Consider the following 21,556-nt stretch of genomic DNA (forward strand, 5'->3'; position numbering starts at 1 on the left):
GTTCCTGGTCCTGGCCCGAACGGTGGTGTCAGGGTTGGCCGCGGGTCAGCCGCCGGGGCCCGCCGGGAGGGGGCCAGGGCAGCGGTGGTGTTTTCCCCGCTGGGCGCGCGCCTCCGGTCCGAAGCACGAGGTTCCGTCTGCCCCTCGGTCAAGCGGGCAAACGCCGCTGGGCGGAACTTCGAAAACCGCTTCAGCGCAACGGTACGACGGCCGTGATGCGCTTGCCTCCGCACGGCAGCTCGGCCACCCGGACGTCCCGGGCCAGCCGGCAGACGATGGGCCAGCCCCGGCCGCCGGGCCGGCCGCGCCCGTCGGCGGGCCGGCGGGCCACGGGGAGTTCGTCACTGCGGTCGCTGACCGAGACGCGGACGCCCCCGGAGTCCACGTCGACGTCGAATCCGGTGATGCCGCCGCCGTGCAGCAGCGCGTTGGTGGTGAGTTCCGAGGTCACCAGCAGGGCGTCCTCGACGGCCTCGGCCGGGCACGGCAGGGCGCGGGCCCGGCACCGTTCGGTCATGACCCGCTCGACCGTTCTGCGGGCCTCGGCCGGCCGGCTGGGTATCCGGCAGCGGGCTTCCGGCAGGGTCGCGGCGGAGCGGGTCCGGTGCTGTTGTTCGAGCATCCCTTCCTCCCTGAGCGGTGCCCGGATTACAGGGTTTTCTCCTTGTCCGGCTGACCCTTTCGGGCCCTGTCAAACACACTCGGTGCCGGTGTCATCACGGCCGACCGTCCGGGTACCCGACGGGCATGACCGATGTCGTGGACGCGGACGAGTTGTTGCGGAGGATCCGGCGGGGCCGGGAGCGCGCGGCCGAGGAGGAGCGGGCCTGGCGGGAGCGGGCCCGGAGCCTGACGGCGACGGATCCGGAGGGCGCCCGGGAGGCGACGGACCGGGCCCGGGCGTTCGAGGCGGTGCTGCGGGTGCTGGAGGAGATCGTGCGCCCGGGCAGGAGCCCGGTACAGACGGAAGGAGTGAAACAGGTCACCTGACCCGGTTTCTGGTTACCCAAAAGTACGACAGGTGGTTTATCGTTCATCCATACGTGATGCCGGAGGGGCGCGGAACCGTCCTTCCCCCCTCCCCGCGTCACCGCATACGGCCCTGGCTGGTTTCCCCCGTCCAGCCAGGGCTCTTTGCTGCCCCGAGCGCGACACGCGGGCGGAGATCCGCTCGCCTCGACGTGCTCCTGGCGGTCACAGCGGCTGAAATGGGCTTGGGAGCACAGCACCCGAACCGCAACCGCCGCCGGCGAGGAGCCATGCGCCATGACCAAAGCGATCAAACTGCTCACCGCCCTCCCCCAGGCGCAGCGCGAGCGCCTGATGGAGCTGGCGAAGGAGGTCTCCTTCCCGGAGGACACCCGCATCTTCGAGGCCGGCGGCACCGCTGACCGGTTCTGGGTGATCCGCTCGGGCGCGGTCCACCTCGACACCCAGGTCACCACCCGGCAGCGGGTCACCGTGGCCACGCTGGGCGCGGGCGACATGCTCGGCTGGTCCTGGCTGTTCCCGCCGTACGAGTGGGACTTCGGCGCGGTGGCCTTCAGCAACGTACGGGCCTACGAGTTCGACGGGCCGTCGGTGCTCGGGCTGTGCGTGGAGGACCCGCTGCTCGGACTGTCGCTGGTGCGGACGGTGGCCGAGGTCCTCGCCCACCGCCTGGAGACGACCCGCGGAAAGCTGATGGAGCAGTACACGATGCGGCGGCGCAGCGGCCCGCTCTAGGGCCTCTCCTGGGCGGGCACCTCAGATCCGGTAGCGGCGCAGGGCCGGGACGGCGGCGGCCAGGGCCAGCATCACCACGACGACCAGGGCGCCGCCGCCCGCGACGGCGGCCCGGGGGCCGAACACCGAGCCGGCGGTGCCGTGCAGCACGTCGGCCAGGCGCGGTCCGCCCGCGACGACCACCGTGAACACCCCCTGCATCCGGCCGCGCATCTCGTCGGTCGCGGCCGACAGCAGGATGGCGCCGCGGAAGACCATCGAGACCATGTCGGCGACGCCGGCCGCGGCGAGGAAGGCCAGGGCGACCCACAGGTTCCCGCTCAGTCCGAACCCGGCGACGGCCGCGCCCCAGCCGACGACCGCACCGATCACCATCCAGCCGTGCCGGCGGGCCCGCGAGAAGACACCGGAGAACAGGCCGCCGAGCACCGCGCCGACCGGGATGCCCGCGAACAGCACACCGAGCGCGAGACCCTCGCCCCAGGAGCCGTACGTGTCCGCGGCCAGCTCGGGGAAGAGGGCGCGGGGCATGCCGAACACCATGGCGACGATGTCGGCGAGGAAGGACAGCAGCAGCACCTTGTGCCGGGATATGTACCGGAAGCCCGCCGCTATCTCGCGCAGTCCCGCCCGGCGGGCGGTCTCGGCGAGCGGCGGCAGCGCGGGCAGCCGGAAGACGGCCCACACCGTCACGCACAGTGCCAGCGCGTCGATCAGATACAGCTCGGGCAGCCCGATGACCGGGATGAGCGCACCGGCCAGCAGCGGGCCCGCCACCAGGCCGGTCTGCATCACCGTCGAGCCGAGGGCGTTGGCGGCCGGCAACTGCTCCGCCGGGACCAGCCGGGCGATGGAGGCGGTCCGGGCGGGCGAGTTGAGCCCGAAGAACGCCTGCTGCAGCGCGAGCAGCACCATGAGGACGACGACCGAGTCCAGACCGGTGACGGCCTGCGCCCAGAACAGCAGCGAGGTCACCGCGATGCCGCTGTTGGTGACCAGCAGCAGCTTGCGCCGGTCCACGGTGTCGGCGACCGCCCCTCCCCACAGCGCGAAGGCCACCATCGGCAGCAGTCCGGCGAGGCTCGCGTAGCCGACCCAGGCCGAGGAGTGCGTGATGTCGTAGATCTGCTTGGGCACGGCGACGGCGGTGAGCTGGCTGCCGACGGCGGTGACGATGGTCGACGACCACAGGCGCCGGTAGGCGGGGATGCGCAGCGGGCGGGTGTCCATCGCCCAGCGGCGCCAGCCGCGCCGCGGCGGGTCCTCGGCCGCCGACCCGTCGGGGCCGGTCCGGGTCCCGGTCGGGTCGGTCTCGGTGCTGCTGCTCTCGGTCGCGTCCACGGATGTCCTGGTTGCTCGATACATCTTTTCGGTTTGAGAGCCTAACTATTCCAGGACGACCTGTGCACGCCGAACGGATCCGGCTCAGGACCCGGCGATCAGGGACGCACCCAGGGCGAGCATGGTCAGGGCCACCAGGCCGTCCAGCACCCGCCAGGCGCCCGGGCGGGCCAGAGGGCGGCCGAGCAGCCGGGCGCCGAAACCGAGCGCGGTGAACCAGCACAGGCTGGCGAGCGCGGCGCCGAGCCCGAAGGTCCAGCGCAGCGGGCCCCGGTCGGCCGCCAGGGAGCCGAGCAGGAACACGGTGTCCAGGTAGACGTGCGGGTTCAGCCAGGTCATCGCCAGGCAGGTGAGCACCGCCCGGCGGCGCGAACCGACCGCCTCCCCCTCCGCGCGCAGCCCGGCGCCGGGCCTGAGGACCCGGCGGGCGGCCAGGGCGCCGTAGCAGAGCAGGAAGGCGCCGCCGACGATCCCGACCGCCCGGAGCGCGCCCGGCCAGGCCACCACCACGGCGCCGACCCCGCCGACGCCCAGCGCGATGAGCACCGCGTCGGACAGGGCGCAGATGCCGACGACGGCGAGCACCGCGTCCCGGCGGACCCCCTGTCTGAGGACGAAGGCGTTCTGGGCACCGATGGCGACGATCAGGGAGAGGCCGGTGCCGAATCCGGCGGCCGCGGCGGTCAGGGCGTGGTTCATGCGGCCGACGCTAGGAAAGGACCGCTCCCAAGTACAGCTAAAGATTTTTACGTATCCTTAGCACCTGTGATGTCAGAGCTGCCCCTGGAACAGGTCCGTACGCTGCTGGCCGTCGTGGACGAGGGCACCTTCGACGCGGCCGCCGCCGCGCTGCACGTGACGCCGTCAGCGGTCAGCCAGCGGGTCAAGGCGCTCGAACAGCGCACCGGCCGGGTGCTGCTCCAGCGCACCAAACCGGTGCGGCCGACGGAGTCCGGCGCGGTGCTGGTCCGGTTCGCGCGGCAGCTCGCCCGGCTGGAGCGGGACGCCTGGGGCGAGCTGGGGCTGAGCGGCGGCGGGGAGCCCACGCGGGTCCCGGTCGCGGTGAACGCGGACTCGCTGGCGACCTGGTTCCTGCCGGCGCTCGCCCTCGTCCCGGGCCTCTGCTTCGAACTGCACCGGGAGGACGAGGACCACACGGCGGCACTGCTGCGCGAGGGCCTGGTGATGGCGGCCGTGACCTCCTCGCCCGACCCGGTCCCCGGCTGCACGGTCCGCGCCCTCGGCCGGATGCGGTATCTGCCGGTGGCCGCGCCCGGGTTCGCCGCGGCCCATGTGGACGGGCGGTCCCTGCCGGAGGCGCTGTCCCGGGCCCCCGTGGTGGTCTTCGACCGCAAGGACGACTTCCAGGACGCCTTCGCACGCCGGCTGGGCTGCGGGTCCGCCGGCCCCTTCCGGCACCACGTGCCCACGTCGGAGGGGTTCCTGGACACGGTCGCCGCCGGACTGGGCTGGGGCATGGTCCCGGAGGTGCAGGCCGGCCCGCTGCTGGAGGGGGGACGGCTGGTCGTGCTCGCGCCCGGCACGTGGATGGACGTCACGCTCCACTGGCAGCAGTGGAAACTGGACTCCCCCGCACTGGCGGCCTTGGCGGACGCGGTGACGGCGACGGCGCGGGGAGCGCTGCGCGGCTGAACCGAAGTGCCGCTCCTGCCGGCGCCGGCCACCGGGCCGGACCGCCGTCCGCCGCAACTCCCCCTGGGCGAAGCGGAGTTGGGCGCCGCAATGTCCTCTGCGAGCCACCCGTGCGGCTGTTGGGAGGCCGCGGCCGGCGCACAAGCCGTCCGATTCCCTGCCGCTTCCGCCGTTTCACGCCGTCCCGACCGGTGACCCGAACCGGGAGAACGCGTGCGGAACGCAAGCGGAACGCGTTTCGACAGGGCACGGACGACTTCGATCCGAGCAGGAGACTCCGATGGAGAACTGGCGCGACCATGCCGCGTGCCGTCACGAGGACCCCGATCTGTTCTTCCCGATCGGCACGACCGGGCCGGCGCAGGTGCAGAGCGAGCAGGCCAAGGCGGTGTGCCGGGGCTGCCCGGTCCGGGAGCAGTGCCTGGAGTGGGCACTGGACACGAACCAGAGCATCGGCATCTGGGGCGGCACGACGGAGCTGGAACGCCGTGCACTGCGGCGCCGCGCCCGCTCCCGGCCGCGCTCGGGCTGACCGGCGGGCCCGGCAGGCGGGGGCTCGGCGCCGCGCGGGGCTCAGCGCCCGCCGCGGCGCAGGGTCCCCCACTCCCGCTCCTGCCGGGCCACTTCCTTCCTGGCCGCGTCGATCACGTCGTCGGCGATCCAGCACAGCGGCTCGACGTCGGCCACCAGCGGCTCGTTGTCGGGGCCCCGGCCGGTCTCCCGGCCCCGCAGGAGCCACGGGCGGACGCCGGGGCCCTTGTCGTGGGGCAGGTGCGCGTAGTCGTAGAGCCGGCGCGCCACCCACAGCTCGACCGACCGGTCCTGCCACCAGTCCTCCACGTCGAGCGGATTGGCGGACAGCCCCGGCATGGGCACGCCGGTCAGCTCGTCGATGCTGGAGACCTTCTGGAGGTCGGCTGCCGGCCCCTTGGACCAGCGCACGTACAGGCCGCGCCGCCGTTCGACCAGGCGGGCCGCTTCGGCGAGCGTGGTGACGACCGGCAGGTCCTCCGGTGCACTCATGGCATGACCTCCCTCTGCTGCGCGTCGCGCGACCGGAGTACCCCCGGCGCACGCCGGAAACCGGATCCCGCATTCCGCTCTCCGGACCCCCGGGCGCTCAGGACGCTCCGGGCTCGTCGCCGGGCGGGGGCGCGGCGGGCAGCCGGTGCGCACACGCGTTCGGATCCCAGGCGGCTCAGTGCGCGAGCCAGTCGGCGTGGCCCATGACGACCACCGGGTGCCTGCCGGGGTCCAGGGTGCGCAGGAGGTCCTTCAAGTGCGCCTTGGCGACGCTGACGCAGCCGTGGGTGGGCCCGCCGTGGTCGACGTGGAGCCACACGCCGCCGCCGCGCTTCGGGCCCAGCGGCCGGGTCCGGTCCAGGGGCGAGGTGCCGGGCCTGCGGTTGTAGTCGATGGCGATGACGTAGTCGAAGGAGCCTTCCAGCGGCTCGCCCTCGAAGCCGGTGCCGGGCGAGTGGAACGCGCCGGAGCGGTGGTACGGGAGCCTGCTGCCCGGGTCGGGGAGCAGTCCGCCGGCGTCGGAGAGGGTGTAGACGCCGAGCGGGGAGCGCAGATCGCCGATCATGTGGTGGGCGCTCCAGCCGCGCAGCGCGTTGTAGGCGGGCCAGGCGGGGCTCGCCTGCCAGCCGGCGGCGGTGCGCTGGTGCAGGACCACCGTGCAGAGCGGGGAGTTCGCGCCGCGTCCCGTGACGACGACGGCCTGCGTGCAGCGCTCGGGTATGGCCGCGGACCGCCGGGGCCCCAGCCCGGGTATGCCGTGCGGGCCCGGCGGTGCGGCGGCGCCGGAGGTGGGCGCCGGGGGCCGGCGCCCGGTCGCCTCGGCTCCGCCGCCGCAGCCGGTGAGCAGCGGCGGGGAGACGAGGAGGGCTACAGCGGTTCTGCGTCGGATCATGGGCCGATCGTGGCGTACGGTGGTGTGAACTCGTCAGGGGTCAGGGGCTGTTCGGCTTGCCCTGCGTGTACAGCCAGGTGTGGAACAGCCCTTTCAGCTGCTTCCCCGACTCCTTCTCGGCAAGCCTCACGAACTGTGCGGTCGTCCCGTGGCCGCCGCGGTGCCCGGTCGCCCAGGCGCGCAGGATCCGCACGAAGTCCCGGTCGCCGACGGCCCGGCGCAGCTCGTGCAGGGCCATGGCGCCGCGGGCGTAGACGGGCGTGCCGAAGAGGTGCTTGCCGCTGCCGGGGTCGCCGGGCGGGTAGGCCCACAACGCGTCGCTCGCCGGCCGGGCGTAGAGGGCGTCGAAGGTCTTCTGGGCGCTCGGGCCGCCGTGCTGTTCGGCGTAGAGCCACTCGGCGTAGGTGGCGAAGCCCTCGTTGAGCCAGATGTCCTTCCAGGCGGTGAGGGAGACGGAGTCGCCGAACCACTGGTGGGCGCTCTCGTGGACGAGGGTGTCGAGGTCGGGTGCGGAGGAGTAGAGCGGCCGGGTCTGGGTCTCCAGGGCGTAGCCGACGCCCGGGGCGTGGTCGACGACCGAGCCGGCGGCCCGGAACGGGTACGGTCCGAACAGCCTGCTCTCCCACTCCAGGACGGAGGGCAGCTTCTTCAGGACGGGTGCGGCGGCGCGCGCCTCGCGGGCGTCCACGGCGTTGAACACCCGGAGGCCGCCCCGGGTGGTGTACCGCTCGACCTGGAACTTCCCGATCGTGGCGGTGGCCAGGTAGGCGGCCATGGGCTGGGTCTCGCGCCAGCGGAAGGTGGTCCGCCCGTGGGCGGTGCTTTCGCCGAGCAGGACGCCGTTGGCGACGGCGGTGCGTCCCTTCGGCACGGTGATCGTGAAGTCGTACGACGCCTTGTCCCGGGGGTGGCTGTTGGCGGGGAACCAGGTCATGGCGCCCTGCGGCTCGCCCGCGACGAAGGCGCCGTCGTCGGTGGGGATCCAGCCGTCCGGCGAGCCGTCGGGGTCGGTGACCGGCTTCGGGGTGCCGTGGTAGGCGACGGTGACGCGGAACTCCCGCCCGCGGCGCAGGGCGTGGCGCGGGGTGACGACGAGTTCCTGGCCGTCGCGCCGGAAGTCCGCCTTCGTGCGGTCGACGGTGACGGCGGTGACCGTCAGGCCCTTCAGGTCGAGGTCGAACCGGGTGAGGTTCTGCGTGGCGCGGGCGGTGAGGACGGCGGTGCCGTCCAGGCGGCGGGAGCCGGTGTCGTAACCCAGCGTCAGGTCGTAGTGGCGGACGTCGTAGCCGCCGTTGCCGCTGAGCGGGAAGTAGGGGTCGCCCGCGCCGGGCGCGCCGGTGGTGCCCGGCGCGGTGGGTCCGGCGGCGCCGAGGAGCGCCGCCACGGCGAGGGGGACGGTGGCGTAGGTGGCGGTACGGCGTCGCGCGGGCTGTCTGCGGGGTGGCGTCACATGCGCTCCTTGGGGCCGGCCGGTGATCGACTGGCCGTCAGACTAGGCGCCGCGCGGGCCCGGTTTCCCCCTTGTTCCGGTCAAGTCGTGTGGTCCGGTCGCGTCGTGCCGCGTCGCCGCCGGGTGGGCGCGGGCCGGCGCAGTACGCTCGCGGAACCGTCCACGATCCGAGAGGGGCCCGACCGTGAGCGTGCGTGTGCGCCGCGTCTACGAACCGCCCGAGCCCGACGACGGCCTGCGGGTGCTGGTCGACCGGCTGTGGCCGCGCGGCCTCGCCAAGGACGCGGCGCAGGTGGACGAGTGGCCGAAGGAACTGACCCCGTCGAGCGAGCTGCGCACGTGGTATCACGGCGGCGGCTCCTACGAGGAGTTCAGGAGCCGCTACGAGCAGGAGCTCCAGGCCCCGGAGGCCGCCGAACTGCTGGACCGCCTCAGGAAGTCGGCGCGCAAGGGCCCGGTGACCCTCCTCACGGCGTCGAAGAAGGCGGAGGAGAGCCACGCGCACGTCCTCGCGGAGCTGTTGCGGGGCTGAGGCCGGCCGGGGTGGTCAGCCGGTGTGCCGGGCCGCGTGCCGGCCGGCGGCCCGCCCCGAGAACAGGCAGCCGCCGAGGAAGGTGCCCTCCAGGGCGTTGTAGCCGTGGACACCGCCGCCGCCGAACCCGGCGACCTCGCCGGCCGCGTACAGCCCCTCGACGGGGGTGCCGTCGGCGCCGAGGGCGCGGGAGTCCAGGTCGGTCTGGATGCCGCCGAGGGTCTTGCGGGTGAGCACGTGCAGCCGGACCCCGATCAGGGGGCCCGCGGACGGGTCGAGGATGCGGTGCGGGGCGGCGACGCGGCCGAGGCGGTCGCCGATGTAGCGGCGGGCGTTGCGGATGCCCTGCACCTGGGCGTCCTTGCTGTAGGGGTTGGCGATCTGCAGGTCGCGGGCCTCGATCTGGCGGCGCACCTCGGCCGCCTCCAGCAGCGGCTTGCCGGTCAGCGCGTTCATCTTCTCGACCAGCTGCTCCAGGGTGGCGGCGGTCACGAAGTCGGCGCCGTGGTCGAGGAAGGCCTGCACCGGGCCGGGGGCGCCCTTGCCGAGCAGCCGGTCGCGCAGCACGGCCCCCCGGTCCCTGGCGGTGATGTCGGGGTTCTGCTCGGAGCCGGAGAGCGCGAACTCCTTCTCGATGATCTTCCGGGTGAGGATGAACCAGGAGTGGTCGTAGCCGGCGATGTCCTCGGTGGTGCGCAGGTACTTCAGGGTGCTGAGGGTGTCGTAGCCCGGCAGGCAGGGGTCGGGCAGGCGGCGGCCGAGGGCGTCGAGCCAGATGGATGACGGGCCCGGCAGGATGCGGATGCCGTGGCCGGGCCATATCGGGTCCCAGTTCTGCAGGCCCTCGGTGTAGTGCCACATGCGGTCGCGGTTGACGAGGCGTACGCCGGCCTCGGCGCTGATGTCGAGCATGCGGCCGTCGACGTAGGCGGGGACGCCGGTGACCATCTCGGCGGGGGGTGTGCCGAGCCGTTCGGGCCAGTAGCGGCGGACGATGTCGTGGTCGGCGCCGATGCCGCCGGTGGTGACGACGACGGCCTGGGCGGTGAGTTCGAAGTCGCCGGCGCGGTCGCGGCTGGAGGCGACACCGCGCGGGGAGTCGTCGGGGGCGAGGACGGTGCCGCGTACGCCGCGTGCCGTGCCGTCCTCGATGACCAGCTCGTCCACCCGGTGACGGTGGTGGAAGGTCAGCAGCCCGTCCCGGGCGGCCTGCCGGGCGTGACGGACGAACGGTTCGACCACGCCGGTGCCGGTGCCCCAGGCGACGTGGAAGCGGGGCACGGAGTTGCCGTGGCCGTCCGCGCGCAGGTCGCCGCGCTCGGCCCAGCCGACGGTGGGCAGCAGCTCGATGCCGTGTCCCCGGAGCCAGGACCGCTTCTCGCCGGCCGCCCACTCGACGTAGGCGCGGGCCCAGCGGACGGCCCAGGAGTCCTCGTCGGCGAGCCGGTCGAACCGCGCGCTGCCCTGCCAGTCGCTCCAGGCGAGGGCGAAGGAGTCCTTGATGCCGAGACGGCGCTGCTCGGGCGAGTCGACGAGGAAGAGGCCGCCGAAGGACCAGAACGCCTGGCCGCCGAGGTTGGCGGCGTTCTCCTGGTCGACCAGGGCCACCCTGCGGCCCCGGCTGGTGAGCTCGTGCGCCGCGACGAGGCCGGCGAGTCCGGCTCCTACGACGATGACGTCCGCGTCCATGGCGAGGGTGTCCTTCCTGAGGGTGCGGGGAGGGGGGTCGTGCCGGTGCTCAGGCGGGGGTGCGGCCGCCGCCCCCGAGCAGCGCCGTGAGCAGTTGCCTGAGCCAGGCCCGGGCGGCCTCGACGTCCCGGTCCAGCAGCAGTTGGGTGGTGACCCCGTCGTACGCGGCGACCACGGCGTGCGCGGCGCCGTCCGCGTCGCCGAGCACGGCGGGCAGTTCGGTGTGGCCGCGGGCCCGGGAGAGCCGGTCGGCGATCGCCCGGCGCAGCCGTGCGCGGTGGTCGAGGAGGGCCCGGGCGACGGCCGGGTCCCGGGCGGCGTGCACCAGGAAGTCGGTCTTCACCAGCAGCCAGTCGACGTCGAGCAGCAGCACCTCGGTGACCCGGTCCACGGAGGCGGGCACGTCCAGGTCGGGGCCGTCCTGGGCGAGGGCGTCGGCGACCTGGCCGGCGATGAGGTCGGCGCGCTCCTGGTAGAGGGCGAAGAACAGCTCGTCCAGGGTGGCGAAGTTGGAGTAGAAGGCGCCCCGGCTGAAGCCGGCCGCCTCGCAGACCTCCTCGATGGAGACCCGCCCGAAGCCCTTGGCCGCGAACACCGCGAACGCGGCGTCGAGCAGCCGGGCGCGGGTGCGGACCCGGCGCCGGGTGACGCGCTTGGCCGTGTCCATGGCTGCCCCTCCGGCTCGATTCGATACGCGAATGTATCGGATACACCGATGTATCGAAAGCCGCGGGAGCACCCCGGCCGGCACTCACCACGATCGAAGGGAACATGTTTTCGATTAAGGAGTACGCTGGGCCCATGTCCACGCACCTCCAGGGCTCCCTGTTCGACCAGACCGACCAGCTGCGGCTCGGCCCGCTCGACGGGCTGCGCCGGACCGCGCTGGGTTCGGGCGCCTGGATCGACGTGCTCCCGGGCTGGCTGAGCGGGGCCGACGCCCTGTTCGAACACCTCGCGACCGCGGTCCCGTGGCGTGCCGAGCAGCGCACGATGTACGACAACGTGGTGGCCGTCCCGCGCCTGCTCGCCTTCTACCGGGCCGGGGACGCCCTCCCCCACCCGGTCCTCGACGAGGCCCGCACCGCCCTGTCCCGGCACTACGCCGGCGAACTGGGCGAGCCGTTCACCACCGCCGGGCTGTGCTACTACCGCGACGGCCGGGACAGCGTCGCCTGGCACGGCGACCGGATCGGCCGGGGCTCCCGGCAGGACACGATGGTCGCGATCCTCTCCGTCGGCGAGCCCCGCGACCTGCTGCTGCGCCCGGCCGGCGGAGGCGGCACTGCGGTCCGGCGCCCGCTCGGGCACGGCGACCTCATCGTGATGGGCGGCTCCTGCCAGCGCACCTGGGAGCACTGCGTCCCGAAGACGAGCCGGGCCACCGGACCGCGCATCAGCATCCAGTTCCGCCCGCAGGGCGTGCGCTGACCCGACCCGCCGGTGCGGGACACCGGCACATCTGGTTGTCTGTCCCCGACGGTCAGCCGCACAGGGTTCGGGGAGATCATGCGGGCAGAGGTACACCAAGTCGCCGACGGCACCTATCTGGTGCACGGCAACAACGTCAACTGGGTGATCCTGAAGGACGGGGACGCCGTCACCCTGGTGGACACCGGGTACCCGGGAGACCGCCAGGGGGTCCTGCAATCCCTCGCCGAGGTGGGCAGTTCCCCGGAGGCGGTCGCCGCCGTGCTGATCACCCACGCGCACAACGACCACCTGGGCTCGGCCGAGTACCTGCGCGCGGCCCACGGCACCCCGGTGTACCTGCACCCGGCCGAGGTGCCGCACGCCCGGCGGGACTTCCTGCAGCAGGCCGGCATCGGCGACGTGGTGCGCAACGCCTGGCGGCCGGGTGTCCTGCCGTGGGCGGTGCACGTGATCCGGGCGGGCGGCACCGACCACAACCCCGTCACCGCGCCCGCGCCGTTCCCGAACGAGGGCCCGCTGGACCTGCCGGGCCGTCCCGTGCCCGTGCACACCCCCGGCCACACCGACGGCCACTGCGTCTACCACCTCCCCGGGGCGGGCATCGTCATCTCCGGCGACGCCCTGGTCAGCGGCCACGCGACCTCGCGGGTCAAGGGCCCGCAGATCCTGCCCGACTTCTTCCACCACGAGCGCGCCCGGGTCGTGGCCTCGCTGGAGCTGGTCGGGGCGCTCGACGGCGACACCCTGCTGCCCGGACACGGACCGGTCCACCGCGGTCCGGTGCGGGCCGCGGCCGACCTGGCCCGGGACCGGGCCTCCTAGAACCGGCGGGCGGGGCCTTAGGGTTCCGCCATGGCCTTGCAGATCAGCGCCACCAATCCCGAGCACCCCGCACTCCTGCTCGCCCTGCCCTGGGACACCCCGCTGGAGGAGTGGCCCGAGCACCACCTCGTGCCGCTCCCCCGCGGCATCTCCCGGCACGTGGTGCGCTACGCGCACGCCGGCGACGAGGTGATCGCCGTCAAGGAGCTGGCCGAACGGCCCGCGCTGCGCGAGTACGAGCTGCTGCGCGACCTGGACCGGCTCGGCATCCCCGCCGTCGACCCGCTCGCCGTGGTCACCGGCCGCACCGACCCCTCCGGCGCCCCGCTGGAGCCGGTCCTCGTCACCCGGCACCTGCGCGGCTCGATGCCCTACCGGTCGATGTTCGAGACGACCATGCGCCCGGCGACGATGCACCGGCTGATGGACGCCCTCGCCGTGCTGCTGGTCCGGCTCCACCTGGCCGGGTTCGCCTGGGGCGACTGCTCGCTGTCCAACACCCTGTTCCGCCGGGACGCGGGCGCCTACGCGGCCTATCTGGTCGACGCCGAGACCGGCGACCTGCACCCGCGGCTCAGCCCCGGGCAGCGGGACTACGACCTGGACCTCGCCCGCGTCAACATCAGCGGCGAGCTGCTGGACCTGGAGGCGTCCGGCGCGCTGCACCCGTCCGTCGACCCGGTCGAGTTCGGCCACGAGATCTGCACCCGCTACCAGGGGCTGTGGCAGGAGCTGACCCGCACCTCGGTGTACCCGGCGGGCAAGTACCACTACATCGAGCGCCGGATCCGCCGCCTGAACGACCTCGGGTTCGACGTCGCCGAGATGCAGATCGAGCACTCCTCCAACGGCGACACGGTCACCTTCGTGCCGAAGGTCGTCGACGCCGGCCACCACCAGCGCCAGCTGCTCCGGCTGACCGGCCTGGACGCCGAGGAGAACCAGGCGCGGCGGCTGCTGAACGACCTGGAGAGCTGGATGGCCACCCAGGACGACTACGCCCCGGGTGACCCTCCCCCGAGCTCTCGGCTCCGCTCGAACAGGGGGGACCCCCATGCCGCCCGCCCGGAGGTCTTGGCCCACCGCTGGGTGCGGGACGTGTTCCGGCCCACCGTGCGGGCGGTGCCGGTAGAGCTGCGCGGCTCCATGGACCCGGCCGAGATCTACCACGAGCTCCTCGAACACCGCTGGTACCTGTCCGAGCGCGCCCAGCACGACATAGGCCTCGACACCGCCGTCGAGGACTACATCGAGAACGTCCTGCCCAGGGCCCGGACCACACTGGAGCCGACCGGGGCGGAGTAGCTCACTCGTGCGGGACCACGGCCACCGGGCAGTCGGCGTGGTGCAGCACCCCGTGCGCGACCGAGCCGATCCGGGCACCGACCGCCGTACGGCGCGCCCGGCGCCCGACGACCATCAGCTGGGCCCGGCCGGCCGTCGACAGCAGCACCTGGCCGGCGCTGCCCATCTCCACGTGCTCGGCCACGGGCACCTCCGGGAACCGCTCCCGCCACGGCTGGAGGGCCTCGGTCAGCGCCTGCCTCTCGTACGGTTCGAGGCCGCCGGCGTCGTCGAGCAGCTTGAGCGAGCCGGGGCTGTAGGCGAAGACGGGGGGAAGCGTCCACGCCCGGACCGCGCGGACGGCCGCACCGCGAGCCGCCGCCGTCTCGAACGCGAACCTCAGCGCCGCCGCGCTGTCCTCCGGGCCGCCGTGCTGGCCGACCACGACGTCCCGGCCGGCCGCCTCCGCCGCGGGCTGGTCCTCGGCGCGCACCAGGACCACGGGCCGGGCCGCCTCCGCGATGACCTGCTGGCCGACCGAGCCCAGCAGGAAGCCGACGACGGGCCCGTGGCCGCGCGAGCCGAGCACCAGCATCTCGGCCCCGGCCGCCGCACCGGCCAGCGCCTCCGCGGCACCGCCCTCGACCAGGTCGGTGGTCACCGTCAGCCCCGGATGCCGCTCGGCCACGGTCCGCACGGCCTCCGTCACCCCCTCCGACACCCACCCGTGCTGGGTGTCCCGGTCCGCGGCGGCGAGCGCCTCGGCGTACCGCCAGGCGTGCACCACGCGCAGCGGCAGCTCCCGGCGTACGGCCTCCCGGGCCGCCCAGTCCAGCGCGGCCAGACTCTCCTCCGTACCGTCCACCCCTGCCGTGATCGGGCGTGTCATCCGCGGGCCTCCTCGTCGTCGCCGGGTTCTCCGGGTACTGGTGCCCGCCGACGGGCACCGGTCACGATGATCTCTCCTCCCGGACGCCCCGCCGGCTCCCCGGACCGGTGGTGCGCCCGCCGGGCACCGTGGGGCAAGCGGTGGGCGCCCGCGGGCAAGCGGAACCCGCGGAGGCGACCATACGATGGCCTGGTACCGGTGCGGTGGTCCCCACGACACCGACCCGGCGGATCCGGCACTCGGGTGGGGAGACGTATGGCACAGGCCGCCGACACCGCGCGGACCGTCATCCTGACCGTGGACGACGACCCGGGGGTCTCCCGTGCCGTCGCCCGCGATCTCAGGCGGCGCTACGGCGAGTCGTACCGGATCGTGCGCGCGGAGTCCGGCGAGTCCGCCCTGGACGCACTGCGCGAACTGAAGCTGCGCGGTGACCTGGTCGCCGTGATCCTGGCGGACTACCGCATGCCGCAGATGAACGGCATCGAGTTCCTGGAGCAGGCCCTCGACGTGTACCCGGGGGCGCGGCGGGTGCTGCTGACCGCCTACGCGGACACCAACGCGGCGATCGACGCGATCAACGTGGTGGACCTGGACCACTATCTGCTCAAGCCCTGGGACCCGCCGGAGGAGAAGCTCTACCCGGTCGTGGACGACCTGCTCCAGGCCTGGCGCACCAGCGCCTACAAGCCGGTGCCCAGCACCAAGGTGGTGGGACACCGCTGGTCGGCGCGCTCCTCGGACGTCCGCGAGTTCCTGGCCCGCAACCAGGTGCCGTACCGCTGGTACTCGGTGGAGGAGCCGGAGGGGCGGCGGCTGCTGGCGGCGGCCGGACAGGACGGGCAGCGGCTGCCGCTGGTGATCACCCCGGACTGCACGGTCCTGGTCGAGCCGGAGGCGCCCGAGCTGGCCGCGCACGTGGGACTGGCGACGACGCCGACGGCCGACTTCTACGACCTGATCGTGATCGGCGGCGGGCCGGCCGGGCTCGGCGCGGCCGTGTACGGGGCCTCCGAGGGTCTGAGGACCGTGCTGGTGGAGCGGTCGGCGACCGGCGGGCAGGCCGGGCAGAGTTCCCGGATCGAGAACTACCTCGGCTTCCCCGACGGGGTCTCCGGCGCCCAGCTCACCGACCGGGCGCGCCGGCAGGCGGCCAAGTTCGGCGCCGAGATCCTGACCGCGCGCGAGGTGACGGGTCTCGAGGTCAACGGCGCCGCCCGTGTCGTACGGTTCGCGGACGGTTCGGCGATCGCCGCGCACAGCGTGATCCTCGCGACCGGCGTGCAGTACCGGCAGCTGGAGGCCGCCGGCTGCTCCGACCTGACCGGGTGCGGGGTGTTCTACGGCTCGGCGCTGACCGAGGCCGCCTCCTGCCAGGGCCAGGACGTGTACATCGTCGGCGGCGCCAACTCGGCGGGCCAGGCGGCGATGTACCTGTCCCGGGGCGCGAAGTCGGTGACGCTGCTGGTGCGCGGCCCGGACCTGTCGGCGTCCATGTCGCACTACCTGATCCAGCAGATCAACGAGGCCCCGAACATCTCGGTGCGCTGTCACACGGTCGTGGAACAGGCGCACGGCTCGGACCGCCTGGAGCGGCTGACGCTGCGCGACGCGGTGACCGGGGAGACCGAACAGGTCGACGCGCAGTGGATGTTCGTGTTCATCGGCGCCGCCCCGCTGACGGACTGGCTCGGCGACAGCGTGCTGCGCGACGGGCGCGGCTTCATCCTGGCCGGGCCGGACCTGACCGCCGACGGGCGGCCGCCGGCCGGCTGGGAGCTGGACCGGGCGCCGTACCACCTGGAGACCAGCATTCCCGGGGTGTTCGTGGCGGGCGACGCGCGCGCCGAGTCCGCCAAGCGGGTCGCGTCCGCCGTCGGAGAGGGAGCCATGGCCGTGATGCTCGTCCACCGGTACCTGGAGCAGTCGTGAGCGGGCAGATCGTGGCGTGCAGCCCGCAGGAGATCGGCTCGCTGTTCCTCTTCGAGAAGCTGAGCGCCGAGCAGTTGGGCCGGCTGTGCGCCCAGGGACGGGTGGAGCTGTTCCAGCCCGGCCCGGTGTACACCGAGGGCGACCCGGCCACCTGCTTCTTCGTGATGATCGAGGGCACGGTCGTGCTGTCCCGCCGGGTCGGCGGTGACGACGTGGAGGTCACCCGGACCTCACAGCCCGGGGTGTACGCGGGCGCGATGCAGGCCTACCTCGGCGACCGGGTGCGGCAGGTCTACAACAACTCCATGCGGGTCACGGTGCCGACGCGGTTCTTCGTGCTGCCGGCCGACATCTTCGCGGACGTCATGCAGGAGTGGTTCCCGATGGCCGTGCACCTGCTGGAGGGGCTGTTCTTCGGCACGAAGAACACCCAGGCGATGATCGGTCAGCGGGAACGGCTGCTGGCGCTCGGCTCGTTGTCGGCGGGGCTCACGCACGAGCTGAACAACCCGGCGGCGGCCGCGGTCCGGGCCACCGCGACGCTGCGGGAGCGCGTCGCGAAGATGCGGCGCAAGCTCGGTCTGATCGCCGAGGGGCCCTTCTCCCGCGAGGTGCTGGCGAGCCTGGTCGAGATCCAGGAGCGCACCGCGGAGCGGGTGGCGAAGGCCCCGGTGCTCAGCCCGCTGGAGGCCAGCGACCGGGAGGACACGCTCACCGACTGGCTGGAGGACCACGGCATCGACCACGGCTGGCAGCTGGCGCCCACCTTCGTGCAGGCCGGGCTCGACGTGGACTGGCTGGAGCAGGTCGCGGCGGCGGTGGACGAGGAGATCCTGCCGAACGCGGTGGGCTGGCTCAACTACACCATCGAGACCGAGCTGTTGATGAGCGAGATCGAGGACTCCACCACCCGCATCTCGCACCTGGTCGACGCCGCCAAGCAGTACTCCCAGCTGGACCGGGCCCCGTACCGGGTGGTGGACGTGCACGAACTCCTCGACAGCACGCTGCTGATGCTGTCGGGGAAGATCGGCCCGGGCATCGAGGTCGTCAAGGAGTACGACCGCACGCTCCCGCCGGTGCCCGCCTACCCGGCCGAGCTGAACCAGGTGTGGACCAACCTGGTGGACAACGCCGTCTCGGCCATGAACGGCGCGGGCGGCCAGGGCACGCTGACCGTGCGGACGGCGCTCCACCACGAGCGGCTGCTGGTCGAGTTCCGGGACACCGGTCCGGGCGTCCCGCCGGAGATCAGGGACCGGATCTTCGACCCGTTCTTCACGACCAAGCCGGTCGGCGAGGGCACCGGCCTCGGCCTGGACATCTCCTGGCGGATCGTCGTCAACAAGCACCACGGGGCCCTGCGGGTCGAGTCGGTGCCCGGCGACACCCGTTTCCAGGTGCTGCTGCCCCTGACCGCCGAGACACCCGACGAGGAGCCGGTATGAACGACGTCGACGGAATCGACCCGAGCGTCCCGCCCAGCGGCACGGGGTGTGTGGAGTGCGAGGAGGCGGGCGGCTGGTGGTTCCACCTGCGCCGGTGCGCGCAGTGCGGGCACATCGGCTGCTGCGACGACTCCCCCGCGAAGCACGCCACCGCCCACTACCGGGCCACCGGGCACCCGGTGATCCAGAGCTTCGAGCCGGGCGAGGGCTGGTTCTGGAACTACGCCACCGACGAGTTGTTCACCTCCGGCCCCGAACTGGCCCCGCCGGGCAGCCATCCCGAGGACCAGCCGGCACCGGGGCCCGCGGGCCGGGTGCCGGAGAACTGGGCGCAGACGCTGCGTTGAGTCCGCGGCGGGCACGGCGGTCCGCCCGGCTGCCGGAGCCCGGGGGCTTGTCGGTGCCGAGGGGGTGCGGGTGCCGTGGGCGTCGGCGGGGCCGGGGGCCCTGTCGGTGCCGCGTGGCAGGATGAGGGCGTGTCACAGACCGCCTTCACCACAGCGCCGCTGATCGGCCGGGACGAGGAACTGGCCCGGCTCACGGGCGTGCTGGAGCGTGCCCGGGGCGGTGCCGCGGGAGCGGTGCTGCTCGCCGGGGACGCCGGGGTCGGCAAGACCCGGCTGCTGGACGAGGCCGCCGGGCGGGCGGCGGGGGCCGGGGCCACCGTGGTCACCGGGCACTGCGTGGACCTCGGGGACGTCGGTCTGCCGTACCTGCCGTTCACCGAGATGCTCGGCGCGCTCGCCGCCGACGAGCGGTTCACGGCCGTCATGGCCGCGCATCCCGCGGCGGACCGGCTGCTGGGCGCCGGCCCGGACGCGGGCGGCGGGCCGGACGAGCGGCTGCGGCTCTTCGAGGACGTCGCCGGGCTGCTGGCCGGGCTGGCGGAGGTGGCCCCGCTGCTGCTGGTCCTGGAGGACCTGCACTGGGCCGACCAGTCCTCCCGGGACCTGCTGCGCTTCCTGCTCAGCCGGGGCCTGCCGCACCGGGCGGGCGGCGCCCGGGACCGGCGGCTCGCGATCCTCGCCTCCTACCGCACCGACGACCTGCACCGCCGCCACCCGCTGCGCCCCCTGCTCGCCGAACTGGTCCGGCTGCCCGCCGTGGAGCGCCTGGAGCTGCGGCCGCTGCCCGATCCTCAGGTCGCCCGGCTGGTGCGGGCCCTGGAGGACCGCCCGCTGCCCGACGCCGTCGTGCACGGGATCGTGGCCCGCGCGGAGGGCAACGCCTTCTACGCGCAGGAGCTGCTCGCGGCGTCCGGCGCGGAGACGGGCGGGGTGCCCAGCGGCCTCGCCGACCTGCTGCTCATCCGGGTCGAGCAGCTGTCCGAGACCGCCCAGCAGGTGCTGCGGACCGCGGCCGTGGCCGGACGGCGGGTGCGGGACGGGCTGCTGCGCGAGGCGGCCGGGCTGCCCGAGGAGGAGCTGGAGGCGGCGCTCAGGGAGGCCGTCGGGCACCAGCTGCTGCTCGCCCAGGACGACGGCACGTACGCCTTCCGGCACGCCCTCACCCGGGAGGCGGTCTACGCCGACCTGCTGCCCGGCGAGCGGTCCCGGCTGCACGGCGCCTACGCCCGGCTGCTCGCGGCGGACGGCGGGGGCCCGCAGACGGCGGCGGAGCGCGCCCACCACTCCCGGGAGAGCCACGACCTGCCCGCGGCGCTCGCGGCCTGTCTGGAGGCCGCCGACCACGCCCGGCGGCTGAACGCGCCCGCCGAGGAGCTGCGGCACCTGGAGGCCGCCCTGGACCTGTGGCCGTCGGTGCCCGCGTCGGTCCGGCCCGCCGGGGAGGGCCTGGACCGGGTCACGCTGACGCTGCGCGCCTCGGCCGCCGCGGCCCACGCCGGCGCGTTCCACCGTGCGGTCGCGCTGACCCGGACGGCGCTCGCCGGGGTCGGCGAGGACACCGACGGCGAACTGGCCGCCCGGGTCCGCTACACGCTGGCCGGGAACCTGCTGACCGTGGACAGCCTGACGGCGGCGTTCCGCTACAGCAGCGAGGCGCTGGCGATGATCCCCGCCGAGCCGCCGTCGCGGACGTGGGTGTGGGCGGCGGCCACGCATGTCGCGGCGGCCCGCCAGATCGGCGAGGACGAGACCGCGCTGCGGATCGGCCGACGGGCCCTGCGGGTCGCCGAGGAGCTGGGCGTGCGGGGCGCCCAGGCCGATCTGCTGATCTCCCTGGCGGTGGTCGAGGGCGGTGGCCGGCGCTCCCCGGAGGGCCGGGAGAAGCTGCGGCGGGCCCGGGAGCTGGCCCGCACCGCCGGGAACGCGCAGGTGGAGACGCGTGCCCTGTTCCACCTGGCGATCGGCGCCGTCGAGTCCGGGGACCTGACGGAGTGTCTGCCGCTGCTGGCCGACGGCCTGGAGCGGGCCCGCCGGGCCGGGCTGCTGTCCTCGGTGTACCCGCTGGAGCTGCGCTACCTCCAGCTGCTGGTGCTGTACACGCTGGGCCGCTGGGACGAGTGCCTGCGCGTGGCCGCCGAGGCCGCGCCCGGGCTGCCCGCGCCGGGCGGCGCCTTCGCGACGAGCCCCGCGCTGTACGTGGCGCTGGCCCGGGGTGACGCCGGCGCGGCGGACCGGGCGCGGGCGCTGCTGGAGGGGCCGTTCGACTGGATGGGCACGCTGGTCGCCGGGATCGTGCTCACCGACGCCGCCGCGCGGGACGGCGACGCGGAGGGCGCCGTGGCACGGATGCGGGCGACGGTCGCGGCCCTCGGCGGCGATACGGCACGGCGGCCGGGCGTCACGGTGCGGCTGGCCGCGCTCTGTCTGGCGGCGGTCGCCGACCGGGTCACGGAGGCACGGCGCGGGGGCGGCGCCGACGGGGAGTCCGCCCGCTGGGAGGAGCCGGCGGCCGAGCTGGTGGAGATGGCGCGGGAGGCCGCCGGGCGGGACGAGGAGGGCCTCGCGCAGGGCCCGGAGGGGCAGGCCTGGCTGGTCCGGGCGGAGGCGGAGTGGGCGACGGTCGTGTCCGGGCCGGATCCGGCGGCCTGGGACAGGGCGGTCGCCGCGTTCGGCTACGGCGACGGGTACGAGCAGGCGCGCTGCCGGCTGCGGTACGCGCGGGCGCTGCTGGCGGTGGAGCGGCGGGCGGAGGCGGCGGAGCAGGCGCGGCTGGCCCGGGAGACGGCGGCCGGGCTGGGCGCGGCGCCGCTGCTGGAGGACGTCGACGCGCTGGTCCGCCGGGGCCGCCTCGGGGCCGCGGCCCCCGCCGCCGGTCATGTTCCGCTGACCGCGCGGGAGCGGGACGTCCTGCGGCTCCTCGCGCGGGGCCGCAGCAACCGGCAGATCGGCGAGGAGTTGTTCATCACCGGGAAGACGGCCAGCGTGCACGTGTCCAACATCCTCGCCAAGCTGGGTGCGGCGAGCCGTACGGAGGCGGTGGCGGTGGCCTACCGGCGGGGTCTGATCGCGTCGGAGCCGGCCGGGACGGGGTGACC

21 protein-coding genes are annotated in these 21,556 nt (G+C 74.2%); 12 read left to right on the forward strand and 9 right to left on the reverse strand.

Translation table 11 applies throughout. The features are described 5' to 3' along the window. Positions 1 to 190: 190 nt before the first annotated feature. Positions 191 to 622 (reverse strand): ATP-binding protein, encoded by a 432-nt coding sequence (locus IEZ20_RS11190; RefSeq protein WP_189297098.1) that lies wholly within the window; start codon positions 620 to 622, stop codon positions 191 to 193. A 125-nt stretch (positions 623 to 747) separates the two neighbouring features. Here IEZ20_RS11190 and IEZ20_RS11195 point away from each other — a divergent pair, with 125 nt between their 5' ends. Further along, the gene (locus tag IEZ20_RS11195) at positions 748 to 990 is read left to right on the forward strand and encodes a hypothetical protein (protein ID WP_189297100.1); all 243 of its coding nucleotides are present in this window, start codon (positions 748 to 750) and stop codon (positions 988 to 990) included. A gap of 276 nt (positions 991 to 1,266) precedes the next feature. Further along, on the forward strand, positions 1,267 to 1,725 hold the full coding sequence (locus IEZ20_RS11200) for a cyclic nucleotide-binding domain-containing protein (RefSeq protein WP_189297102.1): 459 nt from the start codon (positions 1,267 to 1,269) through the stop codon (positions 1,723 to 1,725). 21 nt (positions 1,726 to 1,746) lie between these two features. Here IEZ20_RS11200 and IEZ20_RS11205 read toward each other — a convergent pair whose 3' ends face one another. Beyond that, on the reverse strand, positions 1,747 to 3,090 hold the full coding sequence (locus IEZ20_RS11205) for an MFS transporter (protein WP_189297104.1): 1,344 nt from the start codon (positions 3,088 to 3,090) through the stop codon (positions 1,747 to 1,749). A 60-nt stretch (positions 3,091 to 3,150) separates the two neighbouring features. Further along, positions 3,151 to 3,765, reverse strand: a complete 615-nt coding sequence (locus tag IEZ20_RS11210; RefSeq protein ID WP_189297106.1) for a LysE/ArgO family amino acid transporter — start codon at positions 3,763 to 3,765, stop codon at positions 3,151 to 3,153. 66 nt (positions 3,766 to 3,831) lie between these two features. Here IEZ20_RS11210 and IEZ20_RS11215 point away from each other — a divergent pair, with 66 nt between their 5' ends. Continuing rightward, a complete protein-coding gene (locus tag IEZ20_RS11215) occupies positions 3,832 to 4,719 on the forward strand; it encodes a LysR family transcriptional regulator ArgP (RefSeq protein WP_189297108.1) in 888 nt (295 codons plus the stop codon). Between the two features lie 280 nt (positions 4,720 to 4,999). Beyond that, positions 5,000 to 5,251: a WhiB family transcriptional regulator gene (locus IEZ20_RS11220; protein WP_189297110.1), complete on the forward strand. Its 252-nt coding sequence runs from the start codon at positions 5,000 to 5,002 to the stop codon at positions 5,249 to 5,251. A 41-nt stretch (positions 5,252 to 5,292) separates the two neighbouring features. Here the strand turns inward: IEZ20_RS11220 and IEZ20_RS11225 are convergent, their stop codons facing one another. The 3 genes from IEZ20_RS11225 to IEZ20_RS11235 all read right to left on the reverse strand — a co-directional run bounded on the left by IEZ20_RS11225 (position 5,293) and on the right by IEZ20_RS11235 (position 8,084). Then, positions 5,293 to 5,742 (reverse strand): DUF6098 family protein, encoded by a 450-nt coding sequence (locus tag IEZ20_RS11225; RefSeq protein WP_189297111.1) that lies wholly within the window; start codon positions 5,740 to 5,742, stop codon positions 5,293 to 5,295. Positions 5,743 to 5,917: 175 nt separating this feature from the next. Then, positions 5,918 to 6,634: a L,D-transpeptidase family protein gene (locus IEZ20_RS11230; RefSeq protein WP_189297113.1), complete on the reverse strand. Its 717-nt coding sequence runs from the start codon at positions 6,632 to 6,634 to the stop codon at positions 5,918 to 5,920. A 40-nt stretch (positions 6,635 to 6,674) separates the two neighbouring features. Continuing rightward, complete coding sequence (locus tag IEZ20_RS11235; protein ID WP_189297115.1) at positions 6,675 to 8,084, reverse strand: M1 family metallopeptidase; 1,410 nt, start codon at positions 8,082 to 8,084, stop codon at positions 6,675 to 6,677. Between the two features lie 184 nt (positions 8,085 to 8,268). Here IEZ20_RS11235 and IEZ20_RS11240 point away from each other — a divergent pair, with 184 nt between their 5' ends. Beyond that, positions 8,269 to 8,616, forward strand: a complete 348-nt coding sequence (locus IEZ20_RS11240) for a DUF488 domain-containing protein (protein ID WP_189297117.1) — start codon at positions 8,269 to 8,271, stop codon at positions 8,614 to 8,616. 15 nt (positions 8,617 to 8,631) lie between these two features. Here IEZ20_RS11240 and IEZ20_RS11245 read toward each other — a convergent pair whose 3' ends face one another. Together IEZ20_RS11245 and IEZ20_RS11250 are read right to left on the reverse strand one after the other, a co-directional pair. Next, positions 8,632 to 10,305: an FAD-binding dehydrogenase gene (locus IEZ20_RS11245; protein WP_189297119.1), complete on the reverse strand. Its 1,674-nt coding sequence runs from the start codon at positions 10,303 to 10,305 to the stop codon at positions 8,632 to 8,634. A gap of 49 nt (positions 10,306 to 10,354) precedes the next feature. Beyond that, the gene (locus IEZ20_RS11250; RefSeq protein ID WP_189297121.1) at positions 10,355 to 10,972 is read right to left on the reverse strand and encodes a TetR/AcrR family transcriptional regulator; all 618 of its coding nucleotides are present in this window, start codon (positions 10,970 to 10,972) and stop codon (positions 10,355 to 10,357) included. Positions 10,973 to 11,106: 134 nt separating this feature from the next. On the opposite strand from IEZ20_RS11250, the gene IEZ20_RS11255 reads away from it, so the two are divergent. From IEZ20_RS11255 to IEZ20_RS11265, 3 genes are all read left to right on the forward strand, one after another. After that, complete coding sequence (locus tag IEZ20_RS11255; protein ID WP_189297123.1) at positions 11,107 to 11,736, forward strand: alpha-ketoglutarate-dependent dioxygenase AlkB; 630 nt, start codon at positions 11,107 to 11,109, stop codon at positions 11,734 to 11,736. Positions 11,737 to 11,814: 78 nt separating this feature from the next. Continuing rightward, the gene (locus IEZ20_RS11260; protein WP_189297125.1) at positions 11,815 to 12,561 is read left to right on the forward strand and encodes an MBL fold metallo-hydrolase; all 747 of its coding nucleotides are present in this window, start codon (positions 11,815 to 11,817) and stop codon (positions 12,559 to 12,561) included. Positions 12,562 to 12,591: 30 nt separating this feature from the next. Beyond that, a complete protein-coding gene (locus IEZ20_RS11265; protein ID WP_189297127.1) occupies positions 12,592 to 13,866 on the forward strand; it encodes a DUF4032 domain-containing protein in 1,275 nt (424 codons plus the stop codon). A gap of 1 nt (position 13,867) precedes the next feature. Here IEZ20_RS11265 and IEZ20_RS11270 read toward each other — a convergent pair whose 3' ends face one another. After that, entirely contained in the window at positions 13,868 to 14,734 is an 867-nt protein-coding gene (locus tag IEZ20_RS11270) for a universal stress protein (RefSeq protein WP_189297129.1), read from the reverse strand. A 255-nt stretch (positions 14,735 to 14,989) separates the two neighbouring features. On the opposite strand from IEZ20_RS11270, the gene IEZ20_RS11275 reads away from it, so the two are divergent. The 4 genes from IEZ20_RS11275 (at position 14,990) to IEZ20_RS11290 (ending at position 21,554) form a co-directional block, all read left to right on the forward strand. Beyond that, positions 14,990 to 16,666, forward strand: a complete 1,677-nt coding sequence (locus IEZ20_RS11275; protein WP_189297131.1) for an NAD(P)/FAD-dependent oxidoreductase — start codon at positions 14,990 to 14,992, stop codon at positions 16,664 to 16,666. Beyond that, positions 16,663 to 18,114: an ATP-binding protein gene (locus IEZ20_RS11280; protein ID WP_189297133.1), complete on the forward strand. Its 1,452-nt coding sequence runs from the start codon at positions 16,663 to 16,665 to the stop codon at positions 18,112 to 18,114. Before IEZ20_RS11275 ends, IEZ20_RS11280 begins: the two co-directional genes overlap by 4 nt. Next, entirely contained in the window at positions 18,111 to 18,461 is a 351-nt protein-coding gene (locus IEZ20_RS11285) for a UBP-type zinc finger domain-containing protein (RefSeq protein WP_189297135.1), read from the forward strand. Before IEZ20_RS11280 ends, IEZ20_RS11285 begins: the two co-directional genes overlap by 4 nt. Positions 18,462 to 18,590: 129 nt before the next feature. Then, positions 18,591 to 21,554, forward strand: a complete 2,964-nt coding sequence (locus IEZ20_RS11290) for a helix-turn-helix transcriptional regulator (RefSeq protein WP_189297137.1) — start codon at positions 18,591 to 18,593, stop codon at positions 21,552 to 21,554. The last annotated feature ends 2 nt before the right edge of the window (positions 21,555 to 21,556 follow it).

The sequence above is a fragment of the Streptomyces cinerochromogenes genome (assembly GCF_014648635.1).
Classification (GTDB): domain Bacteria; phylum Actinomycetota; class Actinomycetes; order Streptomycetales; family Streptomycetaceae; genus Streptomyces; species Streptomyces cinerochromogenes.